Annotated in this window: 22 protein-coding genes and 1 tRNA gene; 13 read left to right on the top strand and 10 right to left on the bottom strand. The window is 67.4% G+C overall.

What is annotated here, in order from left to right; genetic code table 11:
- Window positions 1-62: 62 nt before the first annotated feature.
- The 4 genes from Q4I23_RS16670 (at window position 63) to Q4I23_RS16685 (ending at window position 4,708) form a co-directional block, all read left to right on the top strand.
- Window positions 63-863 carry a quinoprotein dehydrogenase-associated SoxYZ-like carrier gene (locus Q4I23_RS16670; RefSeq protein ID WP_498526935.1) on the top strand — a complete coding sequence of 267 codons (801 nt, stop codon included), beginning with the start codon at window positions 63-65 and terminating at the stop codon, window positions 861-863.
- Window positions 860-1,792, top strand: a complete 933-nt coding sequence (locus Q4I23_RS16675; protein ID WP_498526936.1) for a quinoprotein relay system zinc metallohydrolase 1 — start codon at window positions 860-862, stop codon at window positions 1,790-1,792. The genes Q4I23_RS16670 and Q4I23_RS16675 overlap by 4 nt, the downstream gene beginning before the upstream one ends.
- Before the next feature lie 272 nt (window positions 1,793-2,064).
- Window positions 2,065-3,816, top strand: a complete 1,752-nt coding sequence (locus tag Q4I23_RS16680; RefSeq protein ID WP_454019217.1) for a methanol/ethanol family PQQ-dependent dehydrogenase — start codon at window positions 2,065-2,067, stop codon at window positions 3,814-3,816.
- A gap of 226 nt (window positions 3,817-4,042) precedes the next feature.
- Complete coding sequence (locus Q4I23_RS16685) at window positions 4,043-4,708, top strand: response regulator (RefSeq protein ID WP_014241328.1); 666 nt, start codon at window positions 4,043-4,045, stop codon at window positions 4,706-4,708.
- Between the two features lie 181 nt (window positions 4,709-4,889).
- Here the strand turns inward: Q4I23_RS16685 and Q4I23_RS16690 are convergent, their stop codons facing one another.
- The 4 genes from Q4I23_RS16690 to Q4I23_RS16705 all read right to left on the bottom strand — a co-directional run bounded on the left by Q4I23_RS16690 (window position 4,890) and on the right by Q4I23_RS16705 (window position 7,859).
- On the bottom strand, window positions 4,890-5,324 hold the full coding sequence (locus tag Q4I23_RS16690) for a hypothetical protein (RefSeq protein WP_498526937.1): 435 nt from the start codon (window positions 5,322-5,324) through the stop codon (window positions 4,890-4,892).
- 90 nt (window positions 5,325-5,414) lie between these two features.
- A complete protein-coding gene (locus Q4I23_RS16695) occupies window positions 5,415-6,185 on the bottom strand; it encodes an ABC transporter ATP-binding protein (protein WP_498526938.1) in 771 nt (256 codons plus the stop codon).
- Complete coding sequence (locus Q4I23_RS16700; RefSeq protein ID WP_454019220.1) at window positions 6,115-6,873, bottom strand: ABC transporter permease; 759 nt, start codon at window positions 6,871-6,873, stop codon at window positions 6,115-6,117. Before Q4I23_RS16700 ends, Q4I23_RS16695 begins: the two co-directional genes overlap by 71 nt.
- Entirely contained in the window at window positions 6,873-7,859 is a 987-nt protein-coding gene (locus Q4I23_RS16705) for an ABC transporter substrate-binding protein (protein WP_498526939.1), read from the bottom strand. The genes Q4I23_RS16700 and Q4I23_RS16705 overlap by 1 nt, the downstream gene beginning before the upstream one ends.
- A 441-nt stretch (window positions 7,860-8,300) precedes the next feature.
- On the opposite strand from Q4I23_RS16705, the gene Q4I23_RS16710 reads away from it, so the two are divergent.
- Complete coding sequence (locus Q4I23_RS16710) at window positions 8,301-8,858, top strand: rhodanese-like domain-containing protein (protein WP_498526940.1); 558 nt, start codon at window positions 8,301-8,303, stop codon at window positions 8,856-8,858.
- 15 nt (window positions 8,859-8,873) lie between these two features.
- On the opposite strand, the gene Q4I23_RS16715 is transcribed toward Q4I23_RS16710, so the two are convergent.
- The 3 genes from Q4I23_RS16715 to Q4I23_RS16725 form a co-directional block, all read right to left on the bottom strand.
- The gene (locus Q4I23_RS16715; protein ID WP_014241321.1) at window positions 8,874-9,266 is read right to left on the bottom strand and encodes a c-type cytochrome; all 393 of its coding nucleotides are present in this window, start codon (window positions 9,264-9,266) and stop codon (window positions 8,874-8,876) included.
- 146 nt (window positions 9,267-9,412) lie between these two features.
- A complete protein-coding gene (locus tag Q4I23_RS16720; protein WP_498526941.1) occupies window positions 9,413-9,808 on the bottom strand; it encodes a (R)-mandelonitrile lyase in 396 nt (131 codons plus the stop codon).
- 109 nt (window positions 9,809-9,917) lie between these two features.
- A tRNA-Leu gene (locus Q4I23_RS16725) sits at window positions 9,918-10,004 on the bottom strand.
- 137 nt (window positions 10,005-10,141) lie between these two features.
- Here Q4I23_RS16725 and Q4I23_RS16730 point away from each other — a divergent pair.
- Window positions 10,142-10,669 (top strand): disulfide bond formation protein B, encoded by a 528-nt coding sequence (locus Q4I23_RS16730; protein ID WP_237902999.1) that lies wholly within the window; start codon window positions 10,142-10,144, stop codon window positions 10,667-10,669.
- Window positions 10,666-11,286: a demethoxyubiquinone hydroxylase family protein gene (locus tag Q4I23_RS16735; RefSeq protein ID WP_454019224.1), complete on the top strand. Its 621-nt coding sequence runs from the start codon at window positions 10,666-10,668 to the stop codon at window positions 11,284-11,286. Before Q4I23_RS16730 ends, Q4I23_RS16735 begins: the two co-directional genes overlap by 4 nt.
- Window positions 11,287-11,306: 20 nt before the next feature.
- Here Q4I23_RS16735 and Q4I23_RS16740 read toward each other — a convergent pair whose 3' ends face one another.
- Window positions 11,307-11,459 carry a DUF1289 domain-containing protein gene (locus Q4I23_RS16740; RefSeq protein WP_237903001.1) on the bottom strand — a complete coding sequence of 51 codons (153 nt, stop codon included), beginning with the start codon at window positions 11,457-11,459 and terminating at the stop codon, window positions 11,307-11,309.
- 42 nt (window positions 11,460-11,501) lie between these two features.
- Window positions 11,502-12,065 (bottom strand): HNH endonuclease, encoded by a 564-nt coding sequence (locus tag Q4I23_RS16745; protein ID WP_237903002.1) that lies wholly within the window; start codon window positions 12,063-12,065, stop codon window positions 11,502-11,504.
- 332 nt (window positions 12,066-12,397) lie between these two features.
- Between Q4I23_RS16745 and Q4I23_RS16750 the strand changes: the two genes are divergently transcribed.
- The 3 genes from Q4I23_RS16750 (at window position 12,398) to Q4I23_RS16760 (ending at window position 15,236) form a co-directional block, all read left to right on the top strand.
- Complete coding sequence (locus Q4I23_RS16750) at window positions 12,398-12,565, top strand: hypothetical protein (RefSeq protein WP_014241314.1); 168 nt, start codon at window positions 12,398-12,400, stop codon at window positions 12,563-12,565.
- Between the two features lie 91 nt (window positions 12,566-12,656).
- On the top strand, window positions 12,657-13,508 hold the full coding sequence (gene gluQRS / locus Q4I23_RS16755) for a tRNA glutamyl-Q(34) synthetase GluQRS (RefSeq protein ID WP_498526942.1): 852 nt from the start codon (window positions 12,657-12,659) through the stop codon (window positions 13,506-13,508).
- 168 nt (window positions 13,509-13,676) lie between these two features.
- Window positions 13,677-15,236 (top strand): hybrid sensor histidine kinase/response regulator, encoded by a 1,560-nt coding sequence (locus tag Q4I23_RS16760; RefSeq protein WP_454019226.1) that lies wholly within the window; start codon window positions 13,677-13,679, stop codon window positions 15,234-15,236.
- A 27-nt stretch (window positions 15,237-15,263) separates the two neighbouring features.
- Here Q4I23_RS16760 and Q4I23_RS16765 read toward each other — a convergent pair whose 3' ends face one another.
- The gene (locus tag Q4I23_RS16765) at window positions 15,264-16,112 is read right to left on the bottom strand and encodes a DUF4743 domain-containing protein (protein WP_498526943.1); all 849 of its coding nucleotides are present in this window, start codon (window positions 16,110-16,112) and stop codon (window positions 15,264-15,266) included.
- A gap of 147 nt (window positions 16,113-16,259) precedes the next feature.
- Here Q4I23_RS16765 and Q4I23_RS16770 point away from each other — a divergent pair, with 147 nt between their 5' ends.
- The 3 genes from Q4I23_RS16770 (at window position 16,260) to Q4I23_RS16780 (ending at window position 20,755) form a co-directional block, all read left to right on the top strand.
- Window positions 16,260-16,649 (top strand): response regulator, encoded by a 390-nt coding sequence (locus Q4I23_RS16770; protein ID WP_454019228.1) that lies wholly within the window; start codon window positions 16,260-16,262, stop codon window positions 16,647-16,649.
- A gap of 816 nt (window positions 16,650-17,465) precedes the next feature.
- A complete protein-coding gene (locus Q4I23_RS16775) occupies window positions 17,466-19,412 on the top strand; it encodes a PrkA family serine protein kinase (protein ID WP_059398629.1) in 1,947 nt (648 codons plus the stop codon).
- A 50-nt stretch (window positions 19,413-19,462) separates the two neighbouring features.
- Complete coding sequence (locus tag Q4I23_RS16780) at window positions 19,463-20,755, top strand: YeaH/YhbH family protein (RefSeq protein WP_035682340.1); 1,293 nt, start codon at window positions 19,463-19,465, stop codon at window positions 20,753-20,755.
- Window positions 20,756-20,866: the final 111 nt, after the last annotated feature.

Consider the following 20,866-nt stretch of genomic DNA (forward strand, 5'->3'; position numbering starts at 1 on the left):
GGGTTAGGGAGGGGGCAAGAGCCCGCACAAAAACTACGATGCAAGGGAGGGGGAAAACCGCCATGAACCGCCATCTCGCCGCCGCGGCGCTCCTGGCCGCGCTCTCCAGCCCGGCTTATGCCGGTCCGCCGGACCCCGCCGACCCGCTGGCCTCCGTCATGTGGGACGTGCTGCGGCCGGAGCTGTTCGGAACGGCCCCCGTTCAATTCGACCACCGCGTGACCGTCACCGCCCCCGACAACGCCGAGAACGCCGCCGCCGTCCCGGTGATGGCCGACGCCACCGCCCTGGGCGCGGTGGAGGAGATGGTGCTGTTCGCCGACCTCAACCCTTTCCCGGTCATCCTGCGCTTCCAGCCGCTGGCGGCGAAGCCGGTGATCGCCACGCGCTTCAAGGTGCAGCAGGCCACACCGCTGCGCGCCGCCGCGCGCACGCCGGACGGCGTCTGGCACATCGGCGGAAAGCTGCTCGACGCGGCGGGCGGTGGCTGCACCGCGCCGCCCGCGACCTACGCCGCCGCCGACTGGGCCGACCATGTCGGCGAGGTGCAGGGGCGCGCCTGGGCGCCTGTCGGTGAGGACAAGGCGACGCGCGTCCGCTTTCTCGTCCGTCACCCCATGGACACCGGTCTGGTCGCCGGCATCCCCGCCTACTTCATCGAGGCGCTGACCCTGCGCGACGCCGACGGGCGGGCGCTGGCCCGGCTGCAGACGGCAGAGCCGCTGTCCGAGAACCCCGTCTTCACGCTGGAAGTACAGCCCGCAGCCGGCGCGCGCAGCCTGACGCTCGACGGGCGCGACAACCAGGGCGGCGAGGTCAAGGCGGCCATCCCGCTTCCCTGGATCCAAGGAGCGCTGCCATGAGAGCGCTTGTCGCCCTTCTCCTGCTGGTCGTCTCCGCCGCGCCCGGCTGGGCCGCCGGCCCGCTGACCTACAATCTGAAGCCCGTCGCCATCGCGCCGGACACCTGGGTCTTCGAGGGAACGCGGGAGCATTTCACCCGCGGCAACGGCGGCAACATTCTCAACCCCGGCTTCATCGTGACCGACGATGGGGTGATCGTGATCCAGACCGGCCCGTCGCGCCGCTTCGGCGAGGAGATGCGTGCGGCCATCGCCACGGTCACCAACAAGCCGATCCGCAAGGTCTTCGTCAGCAACCTGCACCCCGACTATTGGCTGGGCAACCGCGCCTTCGCCGACGTGCCCATCGCCGCACTTCCCGGCACCATCGAGGGCATCAAGGCCGAGGGGCAGGGGATGACTGAGAACATGTACCGCCTCGTCGGCGACTGGATGCGCGGCACCGAGCCGCTGGTCCCGACCGAGACGGTCTACGGCTCCACCGTCGTCTTCGGCGCGCACCGGCTGCGGCTGATTCCGCTGGAGGGGCACACCGCCGCCGATCTCGCCATCCTGGACGAAACGACGGGCGTGCTGTTCGCCGGTGGAGTCGTCTTCTCCGACCGGACGCCGACGACGCCCCACGCCGACATCGGCCAATGGCTGGCGGCGCTGGATGCCCTGGACGCGCTGGACGTGACGGTTCTGGTGCCCAACCACGGGCGCATCCGCACCGACAAGGCGGCCATCGCCCAGACCCGCGATTGGCTGAACTGGCTGGACCGTACGCTGCGCGAACGGGCGGAGGCCGGGGCCGACATGGCCGAACTGCTCGACGCGCCGATCCCCGAGCGCTTCGCCGGGATGGGGGTACTGCGCGAGGAGTACCGGCGCTCCGTCTCGCACCTCTGGCCGCGGATCGAGCAGGCCGTGTTGCCGCGGGTGAATTGAAGCCGTTCGCAATGAAACGGTTCTCGTCCTCCAGCAGAACGCTCCGCCCATCCTACTATTTGCCAATGGACCCCATCCGGGGCGCCGGTAAACTGCTTTACTGTCAAAAGGATAGGGGCTTCGCGAGACCGCGTCGCCCCGCGTCGAACCCCTGATTGTTCCGAAAAGAAGCCGAGGCCGGGCGGGCGAAGCAGGCGGGTTCCGCCAATTCGTCTGCGCATGATCTCTGCCCGCGACTCCGGCTGTCCATTCCCCTGGGAGGTATCCGCACCATGAAGCGTCTCTTCCGCACCTGCCTGCTTGCGAGCGCCATGGCCGCCGGCCTTGGCCTGAGCGGCCCCGCATTGGCCGCCGATGGGCCGAGCAACGACGACCTGCTGAACGACGCCAAATCGACGGGCGACGTCCTGACCTACGGCATGGGCCATCAGGCGCAGCGCTTCAGCCCGCTCGACAAGCTGAACCCGGACACGGTCAAGGGGCTGACCCCGGTGTGGTCCTTCTCCTTCGGCGGCGAGAAGCAGCGCGGGCAGGAGTCGCAGCCGATCATCCATGACGGCACGATCTACGTCACCGGCTCCTACTCGCGTCTCTATGCCGTGGACGTGAAGACCGGGCAGAAGAAGTGGCAGTACGACCACCGCCTGCCGGAAGGCATCATGCCCTGCTGCGACGTCGTGAACCGCGGCGCCGCGCTCTACAAGGACAAGATCTACTTCGCGACGCTGGACGCCCGTCTGGTCGCGCTGAACAAGGACACCGGCAAGGTCGTCTGGTCGAAGAAGATCGAAGACTACAAGGCCGGCTATTCGGCGACCGCCGCTCCGCTGATCGTCGATGGCAAGGTCATCACCGGCAATTCCGGCGGCGAGTTCGGCATCATCGGCATGGTCGAGGCGCGCGACGCCGAGACGGGCGAGCTGGTCTGGCAGCGCCCGACCATCGAGGGCAACATGGGCACCCTCAATGGCAAGGAATCGACCATGACCGGCGTCATGAACGCCAGCTGGTCGGGCGATCTCTACAAGACCGGCGGCGGCGCCACCTGGCTGGGCGGCACCTACGACCCGGAAACCAAGACGCTGTTCTTCGGCACCGGCAACCCGGCGCCCTGGAACTCGCACCTGCGTCCGGGCGACAACCTCTACACCTCCTCGACCCTGGCCATCGATCCGGCCAACGGCGACATCAAGTGGCACTACCAGACCACGCCGCACGACGGCTGGGACTTCGACGGCGTGAACGAGCTGGTGTCCTTCGACCTGAAGAAGGACGGCCAGACCATCAAGGCCGGTGCCAAGGCCGACCGCAACGGCTTCTTCTACGTGCTCGACCGCACCAACGGGAAGCTGCTGAGCGCCTCGCCCTTCGTGACCAAGATCACCTGGGCCAAGGAGATCGACGTGAAGACCGGGCGGCCGGTCTACAACGACGACAACCGTCCGGGCACCCCGGTCGGCGCTGAAAAGGGCACGTCGGTCTTCGCCGCCCCGGCCTTCCTCGGCGCCAAGAACTGGATGCCCATGGCCTACAGCCCGGCGACCGAGCTGTTCTACGTCCCGGCCAACGAGTGGGGCATGGACATCTGGAACGAGCCGATCACCTACAAGAAGGGTGCGGCCTATCTGGGCGCCGGCTTCACCATCAAGCCGCTGTATGATGACTACATCGGCGCGCTGCGCGCCATCGATCCGAAGACCGGCAAGATCGTCTGGGAATACAAGAACCCGGCGCCGCTGTGGGGCGGCGTGCTGACCACCGGCGGCAACCTCGTCTTCACCGGCACGCCGGAAGGCTATCTGAAGGCGTTCGACGCCAAGTCCGGCAAGGAGGTCTGGAAGTTCAACACCGGCTCCGGCGTCGTCGGCTCCCCGGTCACCTGGGAACAGGACGGCGAGCAGTATGTGGCCGTGGTTTCCGGCTGGGGCGGTGCGGTGCCGCTGTGGGGCGGCGATGTCGCCAAGCTGGTCAAGGACATCAACCAGGGCGGCTCGCTCTGGGTCTTCAAGCTGCCGAAGGCCTGACGGGGAAACCCCGTGCCGTGACCGGACCACGAAAGGGCGGCCCGAAAGCTTCGGGCCGTCTTTTCTTGCGAACCGCTTGCAAGAGGATTTGGGCATGGATTTGAAACGGAATTACCTGCGATCGGCTGTTTTGGGGAATACCCGTTCCCGTCCTTGCGCATTCTTGAACAGTCCGGCATGATCGCACCCGGAAACGCCCCGAAACGATGAGCGTGGGAACCACGCCATGAGCCGAATTCTGATTGCGGACGATCATCCGCTGGTGCGCGACGCCCTGCGCAGCGCCGTCCTCTATTCCTGCCAGGCGCAGGAGATCCACGAGGCCGGTTGCCTGGACGAGACCATCTCCATCCTCGATTCCATGCACGGCGGCAAGGGGGAGCCGGACCTCGTCCTGCTCGACCTCAACATGCCGGGCATGAACGGTCTGACCGGGCTGATCGCCCTGCGCCGCCGCTTCCCGGCCATCCCCGTCGCCGTCGTCTCGGCGCACGAGGACCGCAAGGTGATGCTGGAGGCGGTGCGCTGCGGCGCCGCCGGCTTCATCCCCAAATCGACGCCGCGGGACGCCATCGCCGGCGCGTTGCGCCAGATCCTGGCCGGGGAGGTCTATCTGCCCGCCTCGGTCGAGGAGGGCGCCGCGGCGGAGGACGAGGAAACGGCGGAGATCGCCCGCCGCCTGTCGACCCTGACCGCACAGCAACTCCGCGTTCTGGAGATGCTGGGCACCGGCAAGCTGAACAAGGAAATCGCCTATGAGCTGAGCATCACGGAAACCACCGTGAAGGCCCATGTCTCGGCGATCCTGCAAAAGCTGAAGGTCTACAGCCGCACCCAGGCCGTGGTCTTCGCCAACCGGCTGCAACTGGAAAAGGCCCGCTTCGGCATCTGAGGTTCCCTCTCCCGTCCCGGGAGAGGGAAGGGGCCCGCGCGAAGCGTGGGAAGGGTGAGGGTACCGCCAAGGATCGGTGGCTTGATCCTCGCACGACCCTCACCCACCCACGGCGTGGGCACCCTCTCCCGGGGCGGGAGAGGGATGGAGCGCCAACGGCGATAGCCCCGCGGGGGTTTGCCTAACGGTTCCGCATCCGCCGCGCGTCCGCGGCGGCGCGCGCCGCCTCCTGTCCCGGATCGCCCCGCCCGAAGCCGAGCGGCACCGGCCCGTCGAGCCAGCCGAAGCCGTCCAGGCTGTGGCCGTCGAACTCCACCCAATCTGACCAGTCCTTGTCCTTGCTGCGCCGCTTCGCCTCCGCCTTGCGCACGGCGCGCCGGGCCTCCAGGCCGGGGTCGCGCCGCCCGAGCTGCTCGTCGCGCGTCGTCCGTTCGATGATGACGATGGAGGACCCGGTGGCGGAATCGCCGATGATCGCCAGATCGCGCGTCCGGTCGGCGTGGTTGGGGCCGGGACCGTGCTGGTCGAGGATCACGATCTCCCCGCCGCGCGCCGCGCCGGACAGGAGCGCCAGGCCGGCGCCCAGCAAAATCAGGGGAAGGAACAGGGTGCGCATCGTCGTCTCCGCCGGTTTCGTCGCAGCGGGCCAGACTGCGCCCGGCGGACGGCCGCGGGTGTGAGCCGCTTCACAGTTTCGACGAAAGAGTCAGGCGAGCAGTCGGAAGGCCGGGTCGGGTCGGGCCAACAGCTCCGCCCGCACGCGCTCGACCAGCGCGTCGTCGCGCAGCGCGCGCGGCGTGCCGAGCGGCACCTCCGCCACCACCCGCGTCGGGCCGGGGGCCATCACCAGGATGCGGTCGGCCAGTTGGATCGCTTCGCGCAGATTGTGGGTGACGAACAGCACTGTGGCCGGGGACCGTTCCAGCATGGTGGCGAGGAGTCTGCGCATCCGCTGCGCCGTCGGTTCGTCCAGCGAGACGAAGGGCTCGTCCATCAGCAGCAGGCCCGGTTCCACCGCGAAGGCGCGGGCGAGCGCCACCCGCCGCGCCATGCCGCCGGACAGGCGGGCCGGATATTCGTCGGCCACCGCCTCCAGCCCCATGGCGGTCAGCCAGCGCTCTACCGTGCCGTCGCTCCGCCGCGCCTTGGGCAGCACCAGCGCCACATTCTGGCGCACCGTGCGCCAGGGCAGCAGGCGGGGCGTCTGGAAGACGCAGCCAAGCACCGGCTCCGGCCCGCCGAAGTCGAGCGTTCCGTCGAAATCACGGTCTAGCCCGGCGGCGATGGTCAGCGCGGTGGTCTTGCCGCAGCCGGACGGGCCGACCAGCGCCAGGAACTCCCCCGGCGCGGCCGTCAGCGACAGGCCGCGGATGACTTCCCGCCCGGCGAAGCGCTTGGAGCGGATCTCAAGCCTCAGCGCGCACCGGCCGCCAGCGGGTGAGCCGCTGCTCGACGGGTTGCAGGACGCAGAGTTCAAGGAGTTGGACGACGGCCACGAAGGCGACGGTGTACGCAAGAATGCCGGCCACATCGAACATCTGAAAGTAGAGGTGGATCTGGAATCCCACGCCGTCGCTGCGGCCCAGAAGCTCGACCACCAGCACGATCTTCCAGATCAGCGCAAGGCCGGACCGCGCCGCCGCGGCGAAGTAAGGGGTGAGCTGGGGCAGCAGCACATGGCGCAGCACGTCCGACCGCGCCATGCGGAAGGTCCGCGCCATCTCGACATACTGCTCGTCGATGGCGCGCGTCCCTTCGCGCAGGACGACCACGACGTTGGGGATCTTGTTGACGGCGACCGCGCCGACCGCCGCCGCCTCGGTCAGGCCGAACCAGACATAGGCGAGCACGATGACGACCAGCGCCGGGATGTTCAGGAACACGGTCAGCCACAGACCGAACAGACGATCGGCGGTGGCCGAGCGGCCGAGCAGGATGCCCAGCGCCGACCCGATGGACATGGCGATGGCGAAGGCCGCGGCCATGCGCGCCAGCGTGATCCCCAGATGATGGAACAGCACGCCGTCCGCCGCCTCGCGGACCAGCACGGACAGCACGGCGGCGGGTCCGGGCAGGCTGCGGCTGGCCGCCAGTTCGGCGGCGACGGCCCACAGCCCGACCAGCAGAGCCAGCGACAGGACCGGGGCCAGCCGCCGCCACCGCATCAGAAGCGGACCCCCGGCCAGAAGGTGCCGTCCGGCAGGGCCATGGCGTTGCCCACCAGCTCCCGCCCGCCGAGCTTGGCCATCAGCCCGTAGAGCCTGGCCGCGGCTTCCCGCTCCTCCTCCGTCCAGCGGTTCGGGATGCCGGCGCGGAACTGGTCGCGCAGCGCCGCCCAAGTGGCCTCGTCCTCCGCCTTCATCAGTGGGCGCAGCCGGTCCCACTCCGCGTCGGATTGCGCCATGATCGCCTTGGCCTTGCGCGAGGCGGCGACGAAGGCGTCGAGCGGCGCCGGGTTGGCCTTGGCCCAGCCCTCATGGAAGACGAAGCCGACCGCCGGCACCTGGGCCGTCAGGCCGAGGTCCCGCATCATTCCGTCCACCCCGATGACCGTCCGCATCCCCGCCGCCTGGAGCCGGGCGGCGTAGGGCCAGAAATTCAGCACGGCGTCCAGCTCCCCCGTCGTGGCCTTCTGGTTCAGCAGGGGCGGGGCGGCGAAGACCGGTGTCGCCGCGGCGTCGAGGTCGAGCGCGTAGCGGTCGCGGGCCAGCGCCTTCAGCAGCAGCCAGCTCTTGTCGATGGGGGTTCCGGCGACGCCGATGCGCCTGCCCTTCAGGTCGGCGACCGAGGCGATGGGGGAGGCCGCCGGCACCATCAGCGCGCCGACCGCCGCGGAATGGGGAATGAAGGTCAGGTCGGCCCCCGCCGCGCGCTGGCGGGCCACCCACAGCCAGTCGCTGGCGATCATGTCCACCGCGCCGCCCTGCAGGGCGATCTGCGCTGCCTGACCGCTCGCCAGTTCCATCAGCTTCAGCTCGAAGCCGGCGGTCTCGTCCAGCCGGTGGTGGCGGATGACGTCCAGTTCCCAAGCGACCGTGCCGAATTTCAGCACCCCGATGGTCACCGCGGGCCGGTCCGCCGCACGGGCCACGGAGGCGACGCAGACCAGCGCCAGGAGCAGGAACAGCCGGACGAGGGACATCAGGCGCATGGCACCGCCCCTGCGGCAAAAATTGCATTTGTGTGGAAGGTGGGCCGCGTCATGGTTGCGCGGTGGACAGGGCGGCGGATCGGCCACCGCCCGTGTCCCATCACAAGGAGGCGTCGAGGATGGAGAAAATCCTCACTCTCCTGATCCTGCTGCTTCGGGTGATCAAGGGCATCCTTGATCTCCTGAACCGCTAAGGATCGGGCCGGGAGGCAGGGGTGGCTAGACCCCTGCCTTCCTAGCCTGATGATGATGCGTCCTGCGGTCGTTTGCAAGGCAGGCCTCTGCGGTGCGGTGGCGCAGCGGAACGCGGGAATCCCACGATGGCGAACGCTGAGCTTAGGCCCCGCCCACCGGTCCCCGGTATTCGACTATCGGGCAACTTGACCCTGTCGGGCACGGGGGGATTTCGTGGATGCCGCAGAACAATGGGGGAGGGATGTGGTGCGCGCACGTTGGTTGAGCGCCGCCGGGCTGGCGCTGCTGCTGGCCGGGCCGGCGGGAGGCGCCGCAGCGGACGCGGTTCCGGTGCCCGACGGCTACCGGATGACCGAATACCGGTCGCCGACCCCGGCGTCGCTGCCCGGCGCGGAGACGGTGAACACAGCGCAGGCCCGTGCGCTGGTGGAGTCGGGTGCCGCTCTTCCCATCAACGTGATGAAACTGGACCGCAGCACGCTGCCCGGCGCCCCCTGGCTGGTGCCGAAGCCCTTTCCGCAGATCCCCGGCAGCGTCTGGCTTCCCAACGTCGGGCTTGGGACTCTGACGCCAGAGTTGGACGGTTATTTCCGGTCCAGCCTGGAGCGGCTGACCGGCGGCGACCGCGGGCGCGGCCTGCTGTTCTACTGTCTGGCGGATTGCTGGATGTCGTGGAACGCGGGCAAGCGCGCCCTGGCGATGGGCTACCGCCGCGTCCTCTGGTACCGCGACGGGGCGGACGGCTGGGCCGAGGCGGGCCTGCCGACCGAGGAGGGAAAGCCGGTTCCGGTCGCCGCACCGTAACCGGCTTTTCGATGCTTACTGCTTCAGCGACTTCAGGAAGGCGATCAGGTAGTCCTGCTCCGCCGGGTCGGTGATGGCGACGTGGCGCATGCGGGTGCCCGGGACGAAATTGTCGTTGCCGGCGATCCAATGGCGCAGGTTGTCTTCGGTCCAGGTGATGTTGGACGTCTTCAGCGCGTTGGAATAGTCGAAGCGCGGGATCGAGCCGGCCTTGCGCCCGACGACGTTGTACAGGCTCGGGCCGAAGGCGTTCTTGCTGGAATCCAGCGAGTGGCAGGCCGCGCACTGATGGAAGATCTGCTTGCCGGCGGCCTCCTCGGCCGTCTTGGGCTGCGGCCCGCTTTCGGCGTTGGCCGTGCCGGCGGCAAGCAGAAGGGCGGCGGCGATGACGAATCTGGAAACGGTCATGTGAGATGGCTCCCCAGCCAAAACTCCGCGGCGCCGGTCGCGGCGGCGGTCGATGCCGCGCATTTTAAGTGGCTGGGGCGGGCCGCCGAATTGGACTTTGGAACAAGCCCGCATACGCAATGAGGTTTTGAGGCGGTCCTGTTGCCTCACGCCCCGTACTGTTCGTCGGTTACCTTTTCCATCCAGTTGACGGCCTTGCCGTCCAACTGCTCCTGGATGGCGATGTGGGTCATGAACATGGTCGGCGACGCGCCGTGCCAATGCTTCTCGCCGGGCGGGAACCAGACGACGTCGCCGGGGCGGATCTCCTCGATGGGGCCGCCCTCGCGCTGGACCCGGCCGAAGCCGGCGGTGACGATCAGGGTCTGCCCCAGAGGGTGGGTGTGCCACGCCGTGCGGGCGCCGGGTTCGAAGGTGACGCTGGCCGCCGCGGTTCGGGCCGGGGCGTTGGCCTGAATTATGGGGTCGATGCGGACCATGCCGGTGAACCAGTCGGCCGGTCCGGTGACGGATGGCTGGGCGCCAACCCGAGTGATCTCCATGGTCGAATCCTCCGCTGTGGTCCCCAAGACCGGGGTTGCGTGACGGAAACAAGCGGGGAGGGCGGATGTGGCCTTGCGGCGGTCCGTGGAGCAGGCACAGGAGGGAAGATGGTGCGGGCGGTCGGACTCGAACCGACATATCCGTGAGGACGGCGGATTTTGAGTCCGCTGCGTCTACCAATTCCGCCACGCCCGCACGGTGCCTGCCGGACCCGGCGCTCGCGGCGACCGGTGCCCGCTATATAGAGGGGAAATCGCCCTGGGACAAAGTGTTTTGTGCGGATGCGTCGGCGTGTCTGGCCTAAGCCTGTGGGGCGCGCTAATCTCACCCGCATGATGAACCGCCTCCCCATCGACGATCCGCGCTACACCGCCGGGCTTCTGGCCATCGCCAGCGCCGGCGTGCTGGCCGCCGCGCTGTTTTTCCAGTTCGTGCTGGGCTACCAGCCCTGCGTCCTGTGCCTGTGGCAGCGCGTGCCCTACGGCGCGGTGATGGCCTTTGGCATCGTCACCCTGCTGTTCCGCCAATGGCGCGGGCTGGGCGACGCGCTGCTGGTGGCGAGCGGGCTGGCCCTGCTGGCCGGTGCGGGGATCGCCGCCTATCATGTGGGGGTGGAGCAGCATTGGTGGGCCGGCACCTCGGCCTGCGGCGCCGGCGGGCGGGCGCCCCAGACTCTGGAGGAATTGCGCGCCCAGGTGCTCGCTGCCCCGGTCACCCGCTGCGACGAAGTGGCGTGGTCGCTGTTCGGGATTTCGATGGCGGGCTACAACGTCGTGATTTCGCTGGCGCTGTCCGCCTTCGCCTTCGCGGCGGCCCGCGCCGCCTACATCCGGACCTCGGTTTCCAGGACCTTCGCATGACCCCGCTCGACACCGCTGCCGCTGTCCCGTCCGCCGCTGCCCCGTCCACCGGCGAGTCTCCCGCCCCCCGGCCCCGTCCGCGCGGGCGCTTGCCCGGCGACCCGACTCCGGAGCAACGGCTGGCGCGGATCGTGCGCGTGGACCATGCCGGCGAGTATGGGGCCAAGCGCATCTACGAAGGCCAGCTCTCCGTCATGGGCCGGGGACGGCACGCCAAGACCCTGCGCCACATGGCCGATCAGGAACTGGAGCATCTCCAGTATTTCGAGAAGCAGCTCGTCGCCCGTCAGGTGCGCCCGACCGTGCTGCAGCCGCTGTGGCACGTGGCCGGCTTCCTGCTGGGCGCCGGGACCGCGGTGATGGGCGAGCGGGCGGCCATGGCCTGCACCGTCGCCGTCGAGCAGGTCATCGACGGCCATTACGAGGCGCAGTTGAAGCACCTCGGCCCGGAGGAGGAGGAGTTGAAGACCTCCATTCTCAAATTCCAGGCGGAGGAGGTGGAGCACCGCGACATCGGCCTTCTCAACGGCGCGGAGCAGGCCCCGGCCTATCCGGTGCTGTCCGCCGCCATCAAGGCCGGCACCAAGGCGGTCATCTGGGTAGCCGAGCGGGTGTGACCGGGGGCGGCCGAGCGGACTCAAGCGGCCTTATCGTCCACTCCCGTTTCCGCCGGAATGGGGGACGGGGCGGGCGGAGTCCCGTAGATCTCGTCCTCGCTCCGCCCGCAGCCTTCGCAATAGCCATCCTCGCCGATGATGCAGATGCCCACGCAGGGGTTCTCGTCGTCCATACCCAAATCTTCCCCGGTCCAGCCTTTCCGATCGCGGCGTTTCTACATCGGATCGAGTTCGGTGTCCCAATAAAGAAAATCCCGCCAACTTTCGTGAAGGAAGTTTGGCGGGAATGCACGTCCGTTCTCTTGAAGCTGGTAGGCACTCGGCTGGAACGGGGGACTGAGGGGGATCATGCCGCAACTGTGCGGCAGCCTGTTTCCCTTCGCCAGATTGCAGGCCGAGCAGGAGGTGACGACGTTGTCCCAGGTGGTGCGCCCGCCGCGCGACCGTGGAATGACGTGGTCGAAGGTCAGTTCCTGTGTGGGGAAGTGGTGACCACAATACTGGCAGGCGAAGCGATCGCGCAGGAAAACGTTGAATCGGGTGAAGGCCGGCCGCCGCGTCGCCGGGATGAACTCCTTCAACGAAATGACGCTCGGCAGCTTGACCTCGAAGGTGGGGGAGCGGACGACGCGGTCATACTCGGAGATGATGTTCACCCGGTCCAGAAAGACGGCCTTCACCGCCTCCTGCCAGGACCAGAGCGACAGAGGGAAGTAGCTGAGCGGCCGGAAGTCGGCGTTCAGCACCAGGGCCGGACAGTGATCGGGTGGTGGAGCCAATGGCCACTCCCTTATCTGAGGCGTGTCTGGAACCTTTCTGGTGTTCCGCTCCCCCTTGCGGGATGACACGCCGCCGGGTGACCGGAACACCAGATACATAGTTGATTTGTGCTTCGAACTCAATATGTCGCGCCGCACTGCGTCATTTCTTCACGATCCTGTAACCCTTTCGATGGACCGGGTTCCGGCGTTTCCGGCAGGCCGACCGGAAACCTGTGACATTTGGTTGTGGTGCCTTGACCATGCATTTTCCGACATCGTGGTTACTGAGCGTTAACCATGCTCTGAGATGGTGACGGCGCCCGAGGGGGACGCTTTCAAAGGGAACATCCATGAGCGCCACGATCATCGACCTTGCCGAGAAACGCGCCGAGCGCGAGGAGCGCGACCGCCAGCGCCGCATCGACGCCTTCGACCGCGAACTGCGCCGCCGCCTCGCCATGTATCTGGAGGGCGAGGACATCCCGGTCGAACCGATCAAGGACAATCCCTACATCTGACCGCCCCCACATCTGACCGCCCGTTGCACTCCCACCCGTTGCGCCAGCGGTCCCGCATGCGGGCCGGGCGCGGTTGGGGTATAAGGCGGGAATGACCGACGTCGTCACCCGCTTCGCGCCGAGCCCGACCGGCCACCTCCATCTCGGGCACGCCCATTCCGCCCTGTTCGGCTGGATCACCGCCCGCAAGGCCGGGGGGCGTTTCCTGCTGCGCATCGAGGACATCGATCCGCAGCGCTGCCGTCCCGAGTTCGACCGCGACCTGCGCGAGGATCTGGCTTGGCTGGGCCTGACCTGGGAGGAGCCGGTGCGCCGCCAGTCGGAGCATCTGGATGATTACCGCGCCGCGCTGGCGCGGCTCGCCGATCTGGGCGCCGTCTATCCCTGCTTCTGCACCCGCAAGGACATCGCCGCGGAGATCGCCCGCGCCGGCCACGCGCCGCACGGTCCGGACGGTCCGCTCTATCCGGGCACCTGCCGCGGTCTGTCGGAGCCGGAGCGGCAGGACCGCATCGCCGCGGGGGCGGCCTATGCCGTGCGACTGGATGTGGGAAAGGCCATGGCGATGACCGGGCCGCTGCGCTGGCACGACCGGCGACGCGGCTGGCAGGACGCCATGCCGAGCCTCCTCGGCGACATCGTCCTGGCCCGCAAGGACGTCCCGACAAGCTATCATTTGGCGGTCACCCTGGACGATCACCTCCAGGGCGTGACGCTGGTTACGCGCGGGAGCGATCTCTTTTTCGCGACAAACGCGCATCGACTTCTTCAGGAACTCCTTCGAGTCGTCCCTCCTGATTACGATCATCACTCTCTGCTGGTGAATGAGCGGGGCGAGCGTCTTGCCAAGCGGGACAACGCCAAGACCTTGCGATCCCTTCGGGAATCAGGGCTGACGGCGGCGGCGGTCCGCGCCCAGGCCGGCTTTCCGGAAGAGTTATGATCTACCACCAAGTGTGTATTACAACGATGATCAAACTATCCGTTTGAGGCGGGTTGTCTGGAATCTTCTTCCTCTTGCACGTATCTTTTGAATCGCGACCGATTGTTTGCACCGCCCAATGGTTGGCGCCAAACGGTCGGTCGGCTTGCAATCCGAAGGAGGCAAGCAATGCGAGAGGAGGAGGCGGAGGACAACCCTTGTCCCGCCGACCCCGCCGGGCTGCGGCGGGTTTTTGACACGATCGGCGTGGCGATCGCCCTGCTCGATCGACAGGGACGCATTGCCGATCTCAACGCGGCGATGCTGCGCGCCATCGGATGTCCGCAAGCTCTGCTGATCGGGCAACCCATGGTTGGCGCGTTCGTCTGGGGCGGCCGGGAGGACGCGGCGGAGCGCTTCGCCCAGGCGATGGCCGCCGCGGGCCGGGGACTGGTCCAGGAACTGACCCTGACGGGTGACGGAAACTGGTTCGACATTGCGCTGACGCCGCTGACGGCGGAGCCCGGTGGCGAGCCCACGGGCATCGTCATGACCGCGGTGGACGCCAGCCGCCGCATGGGCGTGGAGGCACGGCTGCGTGGGCAGGAGGATTCCCTGCGCGCCGCGCGGGATGAGGTGGTGCGCGCCGGCCAAGCCAAAGTGCGGTTCCTGGCCGCCGCCAGCCACGACCTGCGCCAGCCCGCCCAGTCGCTGACCCTGTTCGGTGCGGTCCTGGCGGAACGGCTGTCCGGCCATCCGCAGTTGCCCTTGGTCCAGACGATGAACCGGGCGGTCGAGGCGATGCGCGGCCTGCTCGACGCGCTGCTGGACGTGGCCCGGCTCGACTCCGGGATCGTGTCGCCCGACATGGCGCCCTTCGCGGTGGCCGAGATGATGGAGCGGCTGGAGGCCGACTATGGTCCGCGCGCGACCGCCAAGGGGCTGAAGCTGCGGGTGCGCCCGCTCAAGGCGCAGGTCCGCAGCGACGCCACTCTGCTGGAACGGCTGCTGCGCCACCTGCTCGACAACGCGGTGCGCTACACGGCGTCGGGCGGTGTGCTTCTGGGCTGCCGGCGGCGCGGCATGATGCTGTGCATCGAGGTGGCGGATACGGGCGTCGGTATTCCCACCGACAAGCTCGACGAGATTTTCGAGGAGTTCGTCCAGCTCGGCAACGCCGAACGCGACCGCAGCCGCGGCCTCGGCCTCGGGCTGGCGGTGGTGAAGCGGCTGTCACGTCTGCTCGGCCTGCCGGTTCGCGTGCGGTCGCGTCCTGGGCGGGGCACATGCTTTACGGTGGAGGTTCCCTTGCACGCTTCCTGGAATCCCAACGGGACGGAACGCGCCATGCCGTCCCTGGACCGTCCCGGCGCGCTGGCCCTGATCATCGATGACGAGGAACTGATCCTGCAAAGCCTGCGGCTGGTGCTGGAACAGTGGGGATGGGACGTGCTGGCCGCCGCATCGGGGGAGGAGGCACTACGCCAACTCGACGGGGCGGAGCGGCTCCCCGACGTCATCATCGCCGACTACCGCCTGCGCTTTGGCCGGACGGGGGTGGACGCCATCCGCGACATCCACGCCTTCGCCGGCGACCTCATCCCGGCGATCCTGCTGACCGGCGACACCAGCCCCGACCGCATCCGCGAGGCCCGGCGCAGCGGCTTCACCGTCCTGCACAAGCCGGTCACCCTGTCCGAGCTGTCGTCCCACCTGGAGGAGGCGCGGGCGCGGGCCGCGGCGGAGTGACCGTGGCGATGGCTGCCGAGGCGGCGTCTACCGCCGAAGGCCGGTCACGATCTCCAGATAGTCCGGCTCATCCGGCGTCAGCCAGCCGTGACGGACCATGAAGTCGATGACGACGAGATTCACGTTGAACTTCCAGTCTTTCGTCGCACGCACCGACTCCGCGACGCGGTCCAGCGGCCACAGCTCGAAACGCTCGACCTCGCCGTCGGTGTTTTGCGGGACGAAATCCGCGTCGAGTTCCAGGTCGTAGAGGAACAGCGTGTCCTGCTTCAGCCCGGCTTCCGTCTCCATGCGGTAGGTGACGGCCCCGACGGGGACGGCGCGGGACGCCAGGGCGGCGTCGATCCCCGCCTCCTCCTGCGCTTCCTTGACGAGGTTCTCCGCCAGCGTCAGGCCGATCGGCTGGCCGCCGGCGATCATGTTGTCGAGCTTGCCCGGCGCCACCTCGCGGTCGCGGGCGCGGCGCCCGATCCACAGCGACAGGCCGCCGTCCGGCTGGCGGACGAAACCGTTGACGTGCAGCCCGTAGGCAGGAGTGCCGAACTGTGCCACCACCGCGCGGTCGATGCGCATCAGCGGCTCCGCTCCCCAGGCCGGCATGACCGGGTAGAACTCGCCGCGCAGGGCAGAGACCGCCCCCGTCTCGACGAGGAACTGGGCGGCGTGCGCCAGCACCGAGGATCGCGCCTCGAAATCGCGGACCTCCGGGGCCAGCGTCACCCGGTCGGCGGTGACGACGAAGCCGGGATCGACGCCGGGAAGCTGCTCGGCCAGCGCGTGGCGGATCCAGCCGAGGCGATGGCCTTCCAGCTCGAACGGACGGAAGCCGGAGAGGTCGTGCGCGTTGCACGCGCGGATGTGGTCGAGATAGCTCATGCGACTCCGTGTAGCCCCAGCGCCCCCCGCCGTGCAACCGTTCTTCCGCGAGCCGATTCCCAGCCGGCCGGAGGCGTTGCGAGCCGGTTGCAAAGGACGTGCTTGCGGCGTACACACACGACCTATCGGACTCGGGGGAACAAGGCGATGTCGGCGGCGTTCGGGGATTTTTCGGTTCTTGTGATCGAGGACGAGAGCTTCACCCGCATGGTGCTGGCGAAGATGCTGGCCACGCTGGGTTTCCGCTCCGTCCATCAGGCCGCCGACGGCGAGGCCGGGCTGGCCGCGGTGCAGGCGCACGAACCCGATCTGGTCGTCTGCGACGTGGAAATGCAGCCGATGGACGGGCTGGGGTTCCTGAAGGCCTTGCGGGCCAGCACGGACGCCCGCCACCGCGCGCTGCCGGTGGTCTTCATGACCAACCGCGCCGACCAGAGCCGCATGGACGAGGCCGCGGCCTTCGGCGCCGACACCTTCATCGTCAAGCCGGCCACGCCGGAGTCGTTGAAGGGGACGCTGGGCGCCAAGCTCGGCTGAGGACGCGAGGCGATCTGGGGCGGCCCCGTCGGTCACACTTTTTCCCCGACCTGTGGCAGGACTGCAAAAACGCGGCCAAGTGCTTGATTCCAGCCGCCTTCCGGATTCCCTACGGATTGTGCGCCGCAATGGCAAAGGCGGCTCACCCAAATTCTGCCTTGTTGATCTGCTGTGATGAGGCTCACCATCCTTCTTTGGAAGGTGTGGACCATGCCCGTCGCCCATGCGTTAATATCCTGAGGCAAGGCGGCGGCGATGGGCGTGGAAGCGGGTTGTTAAGGAATATCCGTCACGCTTGCTGTTAACCGTAGCGCCTTAGTTGGTTAAGGCGCGAGGATGCACTGGAGGTCGATGGGTGATCGGCAAGGTCCAGCGAGTCCCCGACAAACGGCATCCGGGCTGTGCTCCGGAAGCCGGTTGCAAGTCTCAGCCCGGCCGACCTTCGTTTTTCTTGCTGCCCGCTCCGCCGGTGCTTGCACCCCGGCCATTCCGGACAACCCGGCCGCGTGGTCTATTACAAATGACCGGTGTCTCCGGCCGCCTCTCTTTTCAGACTATCAAGGCTTTCCTCCTGGAAAGCTCTAGGTCGAGCATTACATTCAGTTTTGAAGCATTCGAGTTTAGCACTCCGAAGGGGGCGCTTCATTTGAAGGGCAACTGGATAAAAGGTCTGGCTTTCGACGGTGAGCGGGGGTGCCGCGGGACCGTTGTGTCCGTGACACCCCAGAGTTCGCACCTGCGGCAGGTGCCGCCCCCGCCGCCCGGGTCTCCCGGCGGCAGCCCCGACGCATCGGACTAAGAGACACGGAGAGCGGAATGTTCCCGGCCGACGAACTGTTCACGCGCTACACACAGTCCTATGAGGGGCGCCGTGAGGTCGAGATGAGCCTCACGGAATACCTCCAGGAATGCCGCGACGACCCGATGATGTATGCCTCCGCACCGGAGCGCATCCTCGCCGCCATCGGCGAACCGGAAATCGTCGACACCGCCAAGGACCCGCGCCTTGGCCGAATCTTCATGAACCGGACGATCAAGATCTATCCGGCCTTCGCCGACTTCTACGGCATGGAGGAGACGATCGAGCGGATCGTCGGCTTCTTCCGCCACGCCGCGCAGGGTCTGGAGGAGCGCAAGCAGATCCTCTACCTGCTGGGCCCGGTGGGCGGCGGCAAGTCGTCGCTGGCGGAGCGGCTGAAGTCGCTGATGGAGAAGTGCCCGGTCTATGTCCTGAAGGCCGGCAAGGAGATCAGCCCGGTCTTCGAAAGCCCGCTCGGCCTCTTCAACCCGGACGAGATGGGCGACCTGCTGGAGGACCGCTACGGCATCCCGCGCCGCCGCCTGACCGGCCTGATGAGCCCGTGGGCGGTGAAGCGGCTGGACGAGTTCGGCGGCGACATCTCCCGCTTCCGCGTCGTCAAGCTGCACCCCAGCAAGCTGCGCCAGATCTGCGTCACCAAGACGGAGCCGGGCGACGAGAACAACCAGGACATCTCCTCGCTGGTCGGCAAGGTCGACATCCGCAAGCTGGAGGTCTACAGCCAGAACGATCCCGACGCCTACAGCTTCTCCGGCGGCCTGAACCGGGCCAGCCAGGGCCTGCTGGAATTCGTCGAGATGTTCAAGGCCCCGATCAAGATGCTCCACCCGCTGCTGACGGCGACCCAGGAGGGCAACTACGTCGGTTCGGAGAACATCGGCGCCATCCCGTTCCAAGGCATCATCCTCGCCCACTCGAACGAGGCGGAGTGGCAGTCCTTCAAGAACAACAAGAACAACGAAGCCTTCATCGACCGCATCTGCGTCATCAAGGTCCCCTACTGCCTGCGCGTGCAGGAGGAGCAGCGGATCTACGACAAGCTGGTCAAGGGCTCCGACCTCGCGACCGCGCCCTGCGCGCCGTCGACCCTGGAGATGCTGGCGAAGTTCTCGGTGCTGTCGCGCATGCGCGACCATCCGAACTCCAGCCTCTACTCCAAGATGCGCGTCTATGACGGCGAGAGCATGAAGGAGACCGACCCCAAGGCCAAGTCCATGCAGGAATACCGCGACCAGGCGGGCGTGGACGAGGGCATGGACGGCATCTCCACCCGCTTCGCCTTCAAGGTTCTGGCCGCGACCTTCAACTACGACTCCAACGAGATCTCGGCCGATCCCGTCCACCTGATGTACATCCTGGAGCAGTCGATCAAGCGGGAGCAGTTCCCCGACGACACCGAGAAGAAATACATCGAGTTCATCAAGGCCGAGATGGCGCCGCGCTACGCGGAGTTCATCGGCAACGAGATCCAGAAGGCGTATCTGGAATCCTACAGCGACTATGGGCAGAACCTGTTCGACCGCTATGTGGATTACGCCGACGCGTGGATCGAGGACCAGGACTTCAAGGACCCGGACACCGGCCAGCTGATGAACCGCGAGCTTCTGAACCAGGAGCTGACCAAGATCGAGAAGCCCGCCGGGATTGCCAACCCGAAGGACTTCCGAAACGAGGTCGTCAAGTTCGCGTTGCGCGCGCGGGCGGCGAACGCCGGGCGCAACCCCTCCTGGACGTCCTACGAGAAAATCCGTGAGGTGATCGAGAAACGCATGTTCTCCCAGGTGGAGGATCTGCTTCCGGTCATCAGCTTCGGGTCCAAGAAGGACGGCGAAACCGAGAAGAAGCACAACGAGTTCGTGTCGCGCATGATGTCGCGCGGCTACACCGAGCGGCAGGTCCGCCGGTTGGTCGAGTGGTACATGCGCGTGAAGCAGGCCGGTTGACGGCCCGCTTCGCCACACGAGCGTGAACGGGTAGGAGGGGCTCCCCCTTGATGAACATCATCGACCGTCGCCTGAATCCGCAAGGCAAGAGCCTGGCCAACCGCCAGCGTTTCCTGCGCCGTGCCAAGGAGCAGGTGGTGAAGGCGGTGCGGGATGCCTCCGGCAAACGCGGCATCCAGGACATCGAAAACGGCGAGAAGGTGACCATCTCGACCGGCGGAGTGCGGGAGCCCTCCTTCCACCGCTCCGGCGCCGGCGGCGTGCGCGACTACGTCGTGCCGGGCAACAAGGAGTATGTGGAAGGAGACACCATCGCGCGGCCCGAGAGCGGCGGCGGTCGCGGCGGCAACGAAGGCAGTCCGGACGGGGAGGGCGACGACGATTTCCGCTTCGTCCTGTCCCGCGAGGAGTTCCTGGACATCTTCCTGGAGGACCTGGAGCTTCCCGACCTCGTCAAGCAGAAGGTCAAGCAGACGGAGTCCCACTCGCTGACGCGGGCGGGCTATTCGGTGACCGGCTCGCCGGCCAACCTGAACCTCGTCCGCACCATGCGCAACAGCCTCAGCCGGCGCATCGCGCTGAAGCGGCCCAAGCCGGCGGACATGCTGGAGTTGGAGGCGCTTCTGCGCGAGGCGGAGGACCGCGGCGAGGACCCTGAGAAGCTGCGGGAGATGCGCGACCAGTTGGAGCGGCACTATCTCCGCTCCAAGCGCATCCCCTTCATCGACCCGATCGACGTCCGCTACAACCGATTCGAGACGGTGCCGAAGCCCATCGCGCAGGCGGTCATGTTCTGCCTGATGGACGTGTCCGGCTCGATGACCGAGCATATGAAGGATCTCGCCAAGCGCTTCTTCATGCTGCTGTTCCTGTTCCTGAAGCGGCGCTACCGCTCGGTCGACATCGTCTTCATCCGCCACACCCATGAGGCCAAGGAGGTGGACGAGGACACGTTCTTCTACTCAACCGAGACCGGTGGCACCGTGGTCTCCACGGCGCTGGAGGAGATGCAGCGCATCGTCAAGGAGCGCTATCCGGAGAACGAGTGGAACATCTACGCCGCCCAGGCGTCGGACGGCGACAACATGTCGTCCGACAACGCGCGGTCGGCGGGTCTGCTGCGGGACGGCATCCTGCCGCTGTGCCAGTACTTCGCCTACATCGAGGTCGCGGCGGAGCACAACATGGGCCTGTCGGCGCTGGGCCGCGAGACGGAGCTGTGGCGGACCTACAAGACGGTCCAGGGGCCGGACCTGCCGATCGCCATGCGCCGCGTCCGCTCCCGCCGGGAGATCTTCCCGGTCTTCCGTGACCTGTTCGCCCGCGAGAAGGCGGGGGCGTAGGCGTCTCCTTGCTCCCACCCCAACCCTCCCCCGCTGACGCAGGGGAGGGGGCTTCGTTTCCCTCCCCTGCCTGTCTCTTATACACATCTGACGCTGCCGACGATTATACGC

The sequence above is a fragment of the Azospirillum sp. UFLA03-27 genome (assembly GCF_059803775.1).